This window comes from Streptomyces coeruleorubidus, assembly GCF_028885415.1.
Lineage (GTDB): Bacteria > Actinomycetota > Actinomycetes > Streptomycetales > Streptomycetaceae > Streptomyces > Streptomyces coeruleorubidus_A.
Window position 1 is genome coordinate 7,849,893 of record NZ_CP118527.1, and the last position, 11,564, is coordinate 7,861,456.

An 11,564-nucleotide genomic window follows, 5' to 3' on the forward strand; every position below is an offset into this window, starting at 1 on the left:
ACCTCAGTCCGCGGTCTGCGCCGGGTCGGCCGTCACCCTGCGCAGCAGCGGCCTGCTGCCGCCGATCGCGGCGAGGATCGCCAGCGCGCCGACGGTCACGCAGACGGCGAGCAGGAGCGCGCCGGCGCCGTTCATGGTGGAGCCGGCCGCCTCGTTGACCTGGTAGCCGCCGAAGACGCCCATGGCGGTCGTGCCGCCGGCCAGGACGAGCAGGGGCAGCACCGTCTCACGGACCCGCGCCCGGTCCAGCACCTTCAGCGGGGCGCCGGACAGCCGCAGCAGGCCGTAGACGCGACGCCGGTCCAGGACGTTCGCCGCCGCGGTCAGTCCCGCGGAGGCCGTCGCCACGAGGAAGCTGAGGATCAGTGTGGCGGTGCTGACCGTGGCGATGCGGTCGAGGACGGTGGCGTCGGGCGCGGACACGTAGTCCTGCGAGACCGGGAACCGGCCTTTCCCGAGCGGCGTCAGGGCGGTTGCGGCGGCGTCGATCCGCTCGGTGCCGCCGGAGACCCGGGCGACCACGCCCGGGTTGCCGAGCAGCACGCTGTCCAAGAAGTCGTCGTCGCTCACGGTGCTCACGGTCGCTTCGACGCCCGCCCGGTCCAGCAGCGCGCGGGCCTCGGTCGCGGTGTGCCGGGCGGCGGCTGTGTTCTCGGTGATCACCGCGACCTGGTCGGGGTGCTCGGGGAAGCCGCCGCCCAGCTGGCTGACGGAGAAGAACCCGGCGACGAAGCCCGCGAGGACCAGGCCGCTGACGGTGCGCCAGGCGCCGCGCGGGTCGTCGCTGAGCCTGCGGGCCGCCAGCAGGGTGGTCGGACGGCGGGCGAAACGGCCCACGACGCGTCCCAGCCGGTCCACGACCCACGGGCCGAACAGCCAGAACGCCCCGTAGAACAGCGCCAGCAGCGCGATCATCTGGCGGTTCGTCATAGTTCCGCCCGCGCTCGCCATGATGTAGACGAGGGCCGCGGCGAACAGCACGAGCCGGACCATGCGCGTGCGGCGCGGGTTGGCCTGCTGGGCCACGCCGAGGGGTGACATCGCCACCTGACGCAGCATCGTCACCGCGCTGACCGTGAGCAGGACGGTGACGCCCAGTACCACGGCCGCGAGCCACGGCAGACCGACCCACAACTGGCCGGTGTACCAGGCGCCGACGCCGTAGGGGATCTCGGCGAGGGCGGGCAGCAGCACCGCATAGGCGAGGGCGCCCGCGAGGGCACCGGCGGCGCCCACCGCCGCCGCCTCGGCCGCGGTCATGGCGAGGATCTGCCGCGGGGTGGCCCCGGCCAGCCGCAGTGCGGCGAGCCGCTGTTCGCGCCGGGCCGCGCCGAGCCGTCCGGCCGCGGCGGCCAGCACCACGACGGGCACCATCAGCAGCACGGCTCCGAGCAGTGCCGTCTGCTGGTCGCCGACCGTGAACATGCTCGGCCTGGAGCCGGCGAAGCCGGTGATCCCGGCACGGGCGGTCTGGCCCTCGTCGTACCAGCCGTTGCTCTCGGCCGACTTGGAGACCGCGGGGTCGCCGGGCGCGCGTCCGACGACGGCGACCAGTTCGTCGGGGGAGGCGAGCCCCGCGGCGCCGATCGTGCCGTACCGCCCCGGCTTCGGGAGGCGGTCGGCGAGCTGCCGCGCGGGCAGTTCGCGGATCAGCCCCGCCAGGGCGGGGGAGACGTACACCTCGCCCTTCCTCGGGAAGGCGCTCAGGCCGGGCGGTGCGGGAGTGGGCCGCCGGTCCGGGAGCTGGGCGAGACTGACGACGGTGACGGGCCGGTGGCGCACATAGGTCGTGGTCATGGCCTGGACGGCGGTCGCCGACCCGGCGGGTGCCGCGTCCGGGACGCGCCAGGCGGTGCGGTCGGCGCGGGCGCCGGAGCCGAGGCACGCGGCGATCATCACCAGCAGCACGAAGGCGCCGACGGCGGCGGCCCCGGCGGCGAGCAGCTGGCTCTGCAGGCCGCGGCGGCCGGCGGACCGGGCGAGGTGCCAGGTCAGGGGAAGAACGGGGGAACGCATCGAGGTCTCCGGTGGCGTGCGCTGGGGTCAGACGACCGTGTACTGGCTGTGGCTGGTGATCCGGCTGTCACGGACCTGGAGGATCCGGCCGCAGTGGGCGGCGACGTCGGCGTCGTGGGTGACCATGACCAGGGCGGCGCCCTGCTCGCGCGTGACGGAGGTGAGGAGCCGCACGACCTCCTCGCTGGTGCTCTGGTCCAGGGCGCCGGTCGGTTCGTCGGCGAAGACGACGTCCGGTTCGGTCACCAGGGCGCGGGCGATGGCGACCCGCTGGGCCTGTCCGCCGGAGAGCTGTCCGGGCCGGCGCTTCTCCAGGCCGTCCAGGCCGAGCGGCGCGAACCAGCGGCGGGCGCGGGTGACGGCTTGCTTGCGCGGGACGCCCTCCAGCATCAGGGGAAGCGCGACGTTCTCCTCGGCGGGCAGCTCCGGCAGCAGCTGGCCGAACTGGAAGACGAACCCGAACCGCTTTCGGCGCAGGGCGCTGAGCCGGTTCTCGCCGAGATCGTCGATGCGCTCGCAGCGCAGCAGCACCTGCCCGCCGTCGGGCCGGATGATCCCGGCCAGGGTGTGCAGGAGGGTGGACTTGCCGGAGCCGGACGGGCCCATGATCGCCAGCGAGTCCCGCTCGCCGACCTCGACGTCCACGCCGTCCAGCGCGGTGGTGGAGCCGTATTTCTTCGTGAGGCCGTGGCCGGCCAGGACAGTGCTCATGACTGGGTGTGCTCCCGGGTGCGTGTCAGCGCTCGAACTTCCAGGTCACCCGCGGTGTCGCGGGGTCTCCCCCGACCCTGATCACGCGGACGGGGATCGAGACCCGCTCGCCCCCGGCCCGCGCCGTGCACGTCCCGGTCGCACCGGCCACCGCCTTCAGATGCGCCGGGCAGGACACCTTGCCGATGTCCTTCCCGACCCACGGCAGCGGGTGGTACCAGCCCTCGATACGGGCCTCGAGGATCGTCCTGTCCACCGCCGGGTGGCCGTCCACCTTCACGTGGGGCTGCCCGGGGTAGGGGTCGACCGTGGTGTACTGCACGTCCTTGGCGGCCAGGAGATGGGTGAGCACCCCGCCCGCGGCGGCCATGGCGGCCACGCCGCCGACGGCACCGACGAGGAAACCGCGCTGCATCTCGTACTCCTGGGGGGAGATCTGGTGATCGGGTAGAGGAAGTGGCTCCACTCTCACCCGGGTACGCGGGCGCTCGCCTCGGCCATTCGGCCAGAGCACGGAGACTGCCGCCGCACCGGCCCTCGGCCGTTCGGCCGATCACTCGCCCGCGGCCGCGAGGCCCTGGACAGACAAGGAGTCCCGGGGCAGACAAAGGGCCGGCCCGGCACTCTGGGTGCCGGGCCGACCTCTTCTGCGACGCCCTGTCTCACGGGGCACCGAAAGCGATCAGTCCGTGCCGGAGTCCATCGCGGCGCGGTCCAGCCACGCGTCCTGCTCGGAGACCTCGCCCCGCGAGGCGATGGCCTCGGCGCCGCCCTGCGGCAGCTCCGGCATGGTGCCGATCAGCCCGGTCGCGGCCGCCTGGGAGGCGCCGATGGTCGGGCTGCCCGTGCCGATCAGGCCGATGCCGGCGTACTGCTCCAGCTTGGCGCGGGAGTCGGCGATGTCCAGGTTGCGCATGGTGAGCTGGCCGATCCGGTCCACCGGGCCGAACGCGGAGTCCTCCGTGCGCTCCATGGACAGCTTGTCCGGGTGGTAGCTGAAGGCCGGACCCGTCGTGTCGAGGATCGAGTAGTCCTCACCGCGCCGCAGCCGCAGCGTCACCTCGCCGGTGACGGCAGCGCCGACCCAGCGCTGGAGCGACTCGCGGATCATCAGCGCCTGCGGGTCCAGCCAGCGGCCCTCGTACATCAGCCGGCCGAGCCGCCGTCCCTCGGTGTGGTACTGGGCGAGGGTGTCCTCGTTGTGGATCGCGTTGACCAGACGCTCGTACGCGGCGTGCAGCAGGGCCATGCCCGGGGCCTCGTAGATGCCGCGGCTCTTGGCCTCGATGATCCGGTTCTCGATCTGGTCCGACATGCCCAGGCCGTGCCGGCCGCCGATGGCGTTGGCCTCCATGACCAGGTCGACGGGGGAGGAGAACTCCTTGCCGTTGATCGTCACGGGCCGGCCCTGCTCGAAGCCGATCGTCACGTCCTCGGTTGCGATCTGGACCTCGGGGTCCCAGAACTTCACGCCCATGATCGGCTCGACGGTCTCGACACCGGTGTCCAGGTGCTCCAGGGTCTTCGCCTCGTGCGTGGCGCCCCAGATGTTGGCGTCGGTGGAGTACGCCTTCTCCGTGCTGTCGCGGTAGGGCAGCCCGTGGGCGAGCAGCCACTCCGACATCTCCTTGCGGCCGCCGAGCTCGGTCACGAAGGCCGCGTCCAGCCAGGGCTTGTAGATCCGCAGGTGCGGGTTGGCGAGCAGGCCGTAGCGGTAGAACCGCTCGATGTCGTTGCCCTTGAAGGTCGAGCCGTCGCCCCAGATCTGGACGTCGTCCTCGAGCATCGCCCGGACCAGCAGCGTGCCCGTGACGGCACGGCCGAGCGGCGTGGTGTTGAAGTACGCCCGCCCGCCCGAGCGGATGTGGAACGCGCCGCAGGTCAGCGCGGCCAGGCCCTCCTCGACCAGCGCGGCACGGCAGTCGACCAGCCGCGCGATCTCGGCACCGTAGGTCTTGGCGCGGCCGGGCACCGACGCGATGTCGGGCTCGTCGTACTGGCCGATGTCGGCGGTGTAAGTGCACGGGACGGCGCCCTTGTCGCGCATCCACGCGACCGCGACGGAAGTGTCGAGACCGCCCGAGAAGGCGATGCCGACGCGCTCGCCGGCGGGCAGGGAGGTGAGGACCTTGGACATAGAAAGAGTATGTATCACTTTGCATAGTCATGCAAGCCGGGTGTGTGGAATCGCTCCCCCTGCCGTTCGAGCTCAGGAACTCTCCGAGCCGGAACCCCCGAGCGCCCCCAGAATCCGCTCCGCCGCCAGGGTCGGTGTCAGCTCGCCCGCCCTGACCCGCTGTTCCAGTTCCGGCGCCAGCGCCCGTACGGCCGGGTCGGCGTGCAGGCGGCCGAGGAGTTCCTCGCGGACCATGGTCCAGGTCCAGTCGACCTGCTGGTCGCGGCGCTTGGCGGTGAGGCGGCCGGTGGAGTCCAGCAGCGTGCGGTGCTGTTCGAGGCGCTCCCACACCGTGTCCAGGCCGCTCGACTCACGGGCGCTGCAACTGAGCACGGGCGGGGTCCAGAACGCGTCCTTGCCGTGCATCAGCCGCAGCGCGCCCGCCAGCTCCCTGGCGGCGGCCCGGGCGTCGCGCTCGTGCGGGCCGTCCGCCTTGTTCACGGCGATCACGTCGGCCAGTTCCAGGACGCCCTTCTTGATGCCCTGGAGCTGGTCGCCCGTGCGGGCGAGGGTGAGCAGCAGGAAGGAGTCGACCATGTTCGCGACCGCGGTCTCGGACTGCCCGACGCCGACCGTCTCCACCAGGACCACGTCGTAGCCCGCCGCCTCCATCACCACGATCGACTCACGCGTGGCCTTGGCGACCCCGCCCAGCGTGCCCGCGGTGGGGGAGGGGCGGACGAACGCCGCCGGGTCCACGGCCAGCCGTTCCATGCGCGTCTTGTCGCCGAGGATCGAGCCGCCGGTACGGCTGGAGGACGGGTCGACGGCGAGCACCGCCACCCGGTGCCCGAGCCCCGTCAGCATCGAGCCGAACGCGTCGATGAACGTCGACTTGCCCACGCCCGGCACCCCGCTGACCCCGATCCGCCGGGCCCGGCCGCTGTGCGGCAGCAACTCGGTCAGCAACTCCTGGGCCAGCACCCGGTGCTGGGGGCGGGTCGACTCGACGAGCGTGATGGCCCGGGCGATGATCGCCCGCTTCCCGTCGAGTACGCCCTTCACATACGCGTCGACATCGATCACAGGTGGTGCCCGAGTCCGTCCGACAGCCGCTTCACCAGGTCGTACGCCGCGTCCGGGATCACCGTCCCCGGCGGGAAGACCGCCGCCGCGCCCATCTCCAGCAGCGTCGGCACGTCCTGCGGCGGGATCACCCCGCCGACCACGATCATGATGTCCTCGCGCCCCTCCTCGGCGAGCTGCTCGCGCAGTGCCGGTACGAGGGTGAGGTGACCTGCCGCCAGCGAGGAGACTCCGACGATGTGCACGTCCGCCTCGACGGCCTGCCGGGCCACCTCGGCCGGGGTCTGGAACAGCGGGCCGACGTCCACGTCGAAGCCGAGGTCGGCGAAGGCGGTCGCGATCACCTTCTGGCCGCGGTCGTGCCCGTCCTGGCCCATCTTCGCGACCAGGATGCGCGGGCGGCGGCCCTCGGCCTCCTCGAAGTCGGAGACCAGTGCTCGGGTGCGGTCCACGGACGGGGACTCCCCTGCTTCGTTGCGGTACACGCCGGAGATCGTACGGATCTGGCTCGCGTGCCGGCCGTACACCCTCTCCAGGGCGTCGGAGATCTCCCCGACGGTCGCCTTCGCGCGGGCCGCGTGCACCGCCAGCTCCAGCAGGTTGCCCTCACCGCCGGCGGCCCGGGTCAGCGCCTCCAGCGCGTCCTGGCACGCCCTCTCGTCCCGCTCCGCCCGCAGCCGCCGCAGCTTCTCGATCTGCTGGGCGCGCACCGAGGAGTTGTCGACCTTCAGGACGTCGATCTGCTCGTCGGTCTCGACGCGGTACTTGTTGACGCCGATGACCGGCTGCCGCCCGGAGTCGATCCGAGCCTGCGTGCGGGCCGCGGCCTCCTCGATGCGCAGCTTCGGGATACCCGCGTCGATGGCCTTGGCCATGCCGCCCGCCTGCTCGACCTCCTGGATGTGCTGCCAGGCCCGCCGGGCGAGGTCGTACGTCAGCCGCTCGACGTAGGCGCTGCCGCCCCACGGGTCGATCACGCGGTTCGTGCCGGACTCCTGCTGGAGCAGCAGCTGCGTGTTGCGGGCGATGCGCGCCGAGAAGTCGGTGGGCAGGGCCAGCGCCTCGTCGAGGGCATTGGTGTGCAGCGACTGCGTGTGCCCCTGCGTCGCCGCCATGGCCTCGACGCACGTGCGCGTCACGTTGTTGAACACGTCCTGCGCGGTCAGCGACCAGCCCGAGGTCTGCGAATGGGTGCGCAGCGACAGGGACTTGGCGTTCTTCGGGTCGAACTGCTTCACCAGCTTCGCCCACAGCAGCCGCGCCGACCGCAACTTGGCGACCTCCATGAAGAAGTTCATGCCGATCGCCCAGAAGAACGACAGCCGGGGCGCGAACGCGTCCACGTCCAGGCCGGCTTCACGGCCCGCCCGGATGTACTCCACCCCGTCCGCGAGCGTGTACGCCAGCTCCAGATCGGCCGTCGCGCCCGCCTCCTGGATGTGATAGCCGGAGATGGAGATGGAGTTGTAGCGCGGCATCCGCTGCGAGGTGAAGGCGAAGATGTCGGAGATGATCCGCATCGACGGCTTCGGCGGATAGATGTAGGTGTTGCGGACCATGAACTCCTTGAGGATGTCGTTCTGGATGGTCCCCGCCAGCTTCTCCGGCGGTACGCCCTGCTCCTCCGCCGCCACGATGTACAGCGCCAGCACCGGCAGCACGGCGCCGTTCATCGTCATCGACACCGTCATCTTGTCCAGCGGGATCCCGTCGAACAACTGCCGCATGTCGTAGATCGAGTCGATGGCCACGCCCGCCATGCCGACGTCACCGGTCACGCGCGGGTGGTCACTGTCATAACCCCGGTGCGTGGGCAGGTCGAAGGCGACCGACAGGCCCTTCTGCCCGGCCGCGAGGTTGCGCCGGTAGAAGGCGTTCGACTCCTCGGCCGTGGAGAAACCGGCGTACTGGCGGATCGTCCAGGGCTGGTTGACGTACATCGTCGGATACGGGCCCCGCAGATACGGCGCCGCGCCCGGGTACGTGTCCAGGAAGTCCAGGCCTTCCAGGTCACGCCCGGTGTACAGCGGCTTGACCGCGATGCCCTCCGGGGTCTCCCAGAGCAGGTCGTCACCGCCGGAGGCGTTCTTGACCGCCGTACGCCACTCGTCGGGGCCGCCGTCGCAGGCCGGGGTCCCCAGCTCGATCCCGGAGAAGTCGGGGACGGAACGGTCCAAGGGGGCGGTCATCAGGACACTCCCATGCGGTCGAGGGTCGCGGAGAGCACGGCCACGGCATCGCAGCCCGCGAAGACGTACGCGTCGACACCGGCGTACTGCCCGGGACGGCCCGCGAGGAACACGTGCGAGGCGCCGGCCGATCGCAGTTCGGTGGCCACCTGCGCCGCCTTCTCCTCGTACAGCGCGTCGCTGGAGCACAGCACGGCCTCGGTCGCGCCGCTGTCCTCGAAGGTGCCGTCCGTGACGGGCTCGATGCCGCCCGCCTGGAAGAGGTTCGAGGCGAAGGTGAGGCGTGCGGTGTGGGCGGCGGCCGGGCCGATCGCGGCGAGGAAGATCCGGGGCCGGGAGCCGGTCTTCGCGAGGTGGGCGTCGGAGCGGGCGCGCAGCGCCTCGTACTCCTCGTCGCGGCGCACCCGCGGCAGCCCGCCCGACGGCGGCTCGGGCGGGCTCTCGCGGACGACCGGCTTCTCCGCGAGATACGGGAACTCGCTGACGCCCGTGACGGGTTCGCGCCGCTTCGCGAGCTTCGTACGGCGGGCCTGCCAGGTGTCGGCCAGGTCCCTCGCGAGGTCCCCCGACCGCAGGGCCGCAGCCATGCCGCCGAGCCGCTCGATCCGCCGGAAGAACTCCCAGCCCGCGTGGGCGAGTTCGTCCGTGAGCCGCTCCACGTACCAGGAGCCGCCCGCCGGGTCGATCACCCGGGACAGATGCGACTCCTCGATGAGGATCGTGGAGGTGTTGCGGGCGATACGGCGTGCGAACGCGTCCGGCAGGCCGAGGGCGTGGTCGAAGGGCAGCACGGTGACCGAGTCGGCCCCGCCCGCCCCGGCGGCCAGCGTGGCGATGGTCGTGCGCAGCATGTTCACCCACGGATCGCGGCGCGTCATCATCACCTCGGACGTCACGACGTGCTGGAGCTGCGCCCCCGCACGCGGCGCCCCGCAGACCTCGGCCACCCGCGCCCACAGCCGGCGCGCGGCCCGCAGCTTGGCGATCGTCAGGAACTGGTCGGCGGTCGCCGCGTACCGGAACTCCAGCTGGGCACAGGCCTGTTCGACACTCAGCCCGGCCCCGGTGAGGTCCCGCAGATACGCCACTCCCGTGGCCAGCGAGCAGCCCAGCTCCTGGGCGGCCGAGCCGCCGGCCTCGTGGTACGGCAGCGCGTCCACGGTCAGCGCCCGCAGCCCCGGGTACCCCTCGGCACACAGCCGCGCGAGCTCCGCCGCCGGAGCGAAGTCGCCCTCCTGCCCGCTGAGGGCCTCCTGCCCCAGCGGGTCGGCGCCCAGATTGCCGCGCGCCGCCTCCCGGGCGACACCGCGCTCCTCGTACAGCCGCAGCAGCTCGCGCGCGGCGGGCTCGGTGTCACGCCCCGCGTCGAGGACGAGGGGGGCGAGGTCGAGATGGACGCCGTCGAGGACCCGGCCGAGCTCCGGCACCGCAATGCCGCCTGCCCCCACTCCCAGCCACAGGGAGGTGACGCCGTTCTCCAGATCCGCCAGTACCGCGCCGCCGTCGGCCACCGTGTGCCGCTGCCGTACGTCCCAGCCGCCGAGCGTGTTCCCCTCGGCCCGGCCGCCCCGCACGAAGGGTGCGAATCCGGGCAGGCCCGGCTCGGGCGCGGTGTCGTGCGCGGTGTAGAGAGGCCGGGTGCGCAGCCCGTCCTCCAGCGCGGTGGACAGGGCTTCCTCGGCTTCGGCGCCCTCCACTTCCTTGCCCGACTTGCGCAGCACACCCGCCACAAGGCGCTGCCACTGCTCATGGGGCACATCAGGGAATTCGCCGGCCAGCTCGAGCCCGTCGTCAGGCAGGACCGTCATGCTCGGATGCTAGGACACGGACACAGAGGAGCAGCAGAGGTCACGGCTGTGACCTTTCCCTCCCCGTTTCTGTGATCCCGATCTCCCCTCCGCCAGCCCGTGCCCGGGATCGTCGCGCATGCCGGTGCCGGGCGTCAACGGGCCGCTGCCGCCGGGACGTTGGCCCCGTATGTCGCTCGGAGCCCGGAATTCCGCCGAAGGCCGGTAGCGGCCGGACGCGGGCGGGCCCCGTGGAGCCCGACGACCGCGCCATCGGCCGCTACCGTGGCGGACTGACCAGTCCGGACTCCACGTCGCGTGCCTAGTTCAGCGCATTCTTGAGCTTGCCCAGATCGACGAACTTGAAGTTGGTGTTGTCCCGGACCTCCCCGTCCGCGTCCGTCTCGTCCGGGGTGTTGTGCCCGTCCTGCACCACGAGCAGGCCGTTGGGGTAGCGGGAGCCCAGGGGAGCGTTCAGCACGGCCGCGCCGTCGCACTCCTCGGAGCCGTCGACGGTGCCGGCGGCGATCCGGAAGCCGCTCTCGTACTCGTTGTCGTCGGACACCTCGCGGTCGTACGCGGCGAAGGTGTTGTCGCCCTGGCTGGAGGCGAGCAGGTAACCGTCACCGGAGCCCTCGTCGAGGATGGTCAGGCCCTCGACGTCGGCGGACAGGTGCGTGCCGCCGTAGCCGGGGTCGGCGCCCGCGACGCACTCCTCGGTCGCCTCGTCGTAGGTCGCGGGGACGCTGTACTCCCGCACCTTTTCGATCAGCTTGGGCTTGCCGCCCAGGTCGGCGGGCAGCCGCCAGATGCCGACGTCCTCCTGGCCTGCGTAGAGCACCTTGTTCATCGGGTCGACGACCATGCCCTCGACCTGCGGGAGGTCACCGGGGTCGGCACACGGGGTCCAGGACCGGCCGTTGGGCAGGGTGAAGGAGGACGGCAGGTCGTACGTGCGCACCTGCTGGTAGGTGACCGACCCGGTGGAGGTGGCCTTCAGCTCCAGCAAGGCCAGCCGGGTGCGGCTGCGCTGACTGACGACGGCGTAGGAGCGGCCGGTGGACTTGTCCGTCCAGGTGGCCAGACCGTAGGGGGTGGTCTGGTTGTTGACCTCGTCCAGGGTCTTGGAGAAGACCAGCGGGGCCTGAGCATCGGTGATGTCCGTCAGCGGCCGGGCGGCGCCCGGCGTGATGCGGTAGACGCGCAGGTGGTCGCGGCCCCGGTCGGTGACGACAGCGACGTCGGCGCGGCCGGTCGGAAGGGGGAATCCGGAGATCAGGTCCACGTTGTTGAAGCGGCCCGGCTTGTCGTCGGGGGTGGGGGCGGGCGGCGCCGCTATCGACTGCACCTCCTTGCCGGCCAGGTCGTACACGCGCAGGCCGCCTTCCTTGGCGGTGGCGATCACCAGGCTGGCGTCCGGGTCGGCGGCGTTGCGCCAGATCGCCGGGTCGTCGGCGTCGGCGTTGCCGCCGGCGTCGTCGCCGTACAGGGCGGGGGTCTCGGTGGTGGCGGTCAGGCTCGCCGGCCCGTCGACGGCCTGGGCCGAGGTGGGCAGGACCGCCACGGCGGTCATGGCTGCGATCATCGCGGCCAGCTGTGTCCCGCGCAGGTTGCGCACAGTACCTCCACATAGGGGGGAAGAACGACGAGACCCGGTGG

At 72.0% G+C, this 11,564-nt stretch carries 8 protein-coding genes; all 8 read right to left on the reverse strand.

From position 1 onward, the window contains the following. Window positions 1-3: 3 nt before the first annotated feature. The 8 genes from PV963_RS36285 to PV963_RS36320 all read right to left on the reverse strand — a co-directional run bounded on the left by PV963_RS36285 (window position 4) and on the right by PV963_RS36320 (window position 11,490). On the reverse strand, window positions 4-2,016 hold the full coding sequence (locus PV963_RS36285; protein ID WP_274820700.1) for an FtsX-like permease family protein: 2,013 nt from the start codon (window positions 2,014-2,016) through the stop codon (window positions 4-6). Between the two features lie 27 nt (window positions 2,017-2,043). Beyond that, a complete protein-coding gene (locus PV963_RS36290; protein WP_274820701.1) occupies window positions 2,044-2,727 on the reverse strand; it encodes an ABC transporter ATP-binding protein in 684 nt (227 codons plus the stop codon). 25 nt (window positions 2,728-2,752) lie between these two features. Further along, complete coding sequence (locus tag PV963_RS36295) at window positions 2,753-3,142, reverse strand: DUF4333 domain-containing protein (protein WP_274820702.1); 390 nt, start codon at window positions 3,140-3,142, stop codon at window positions 2,753-2,755. Between the two features lie 267 nt (window positions 3,143-3,409). Continuing rightward, the gene (argG, locus tag PV963_RS36300; RefSeq protein WP_274820703.1) at window positions 3,410-4,864 is read right to left on the reverse strand and encodes an argininosuccinate synthase; all 1,455 of its coding nucleotides are present in this window, start codon (window positions 4,862-4,864) and stop codon (window positions 3,410-3,412) included. Between the two features lie 72 nt (window positions 4,865-4,936). Further along, a complete protein-coding gene (gene meaB / locus PV963_RS36305) occupies window positions 4,937-5,929 on the reverse strand; it encodes a methylmalonyl Co-A mutase-associated GTPase MeaB (protein ID WP_274820704.1) in 993 nt (330 codons plus the stop codon). Beyond that, window positions 5,926-8,118: a methylmalonyl-CoA mutase gene (gene scpA / locus PV963_RS36310; RefSeq protein WP_274820705.1), complete on the reverse strand. Its 2,193-nt coding sequence runs from the start codon at window positions 8,116-8,118 to the stop codon at window positions 5,926-5,928. Before scpA ends, meaB begins: the two co-directional genes overlap by 4 nt. Next, complete coding sequence (locus PV963_RS36315; protein ID WP_274820706.1) at window positions 8,118-9,926, reverse strand: methylmalonyl-CoA mutase subunit beta; 1,809 nt, start codon at window positions 9,924-9,926, stop codon at window positions 8,118-8,120. Before PV963_RS36315 ends, scpA begins: the two co-directional genes overlap by 1 nt. A gap of 301 nt (window positions 9,927-10,227) precedes the next feature. After that, window positions 10,228-11,490, reverse strand: coding sequence for a phytase (locus PV963_RS36320; protein ID WP_274822216.1), 1,263 nt, complete (start codon window positions 11,488-11,490; stop codon window positions 10,228-10,230). Window positions 11,491-11,564 lie beyond the last annotated feature (74 nt).

Coding starts and splice junctions, on each gene's coding strand:
- PV963_RS36285 (WP_274820700.1), bottom strand. CDS start 2,016: ATGCGTTCCCCCGTTCTTCCCCTGACCTGGCACCTCGCCCGGTCCGCC.
- PV963_RS36290 (WP_274820701.1), bottom strand. CDS start 2,727: ATGAGCACTGTCCTGGCCGGCCACGGCCTCACGAAGAAATACGGCTCC.
- PV963_RS36295 (WP_274820702.1), bottom strand. CDS start 3,142: ATGCAGCGCGGTTTCCTCGTCGGTGCCGTCGGCGGCGTGGCCGCCATG.
- argG (WP_274820703.1), bottom strand. CDS start 4,864: ATGTCCAAGGTCCTCACCTCCCTGCCCGCCGGCGAGCGCGTCGGCATC.
- scpA (WP_274820705.1), bottom strand. CDS start 8,118: ATGACCGCCCCCTTGGACCGTTCCGTCCCCGACTTCTCCGGGATCGAG.
- PV963_RS36315 (WP_274820706.1), bottom strand. CDS start 9,926: ATGACGGTCCTGCCTGACGACGGGCTCGAGCTGGCCGGCGAATTCCCT.
- PV963_RS36320 (WP_274822216.1), bottom strand. CDS start 11,490: ATGATCGCAGCCATGACCGCCGTGGCGGTCCTGCCCACCTCGGCCCAG.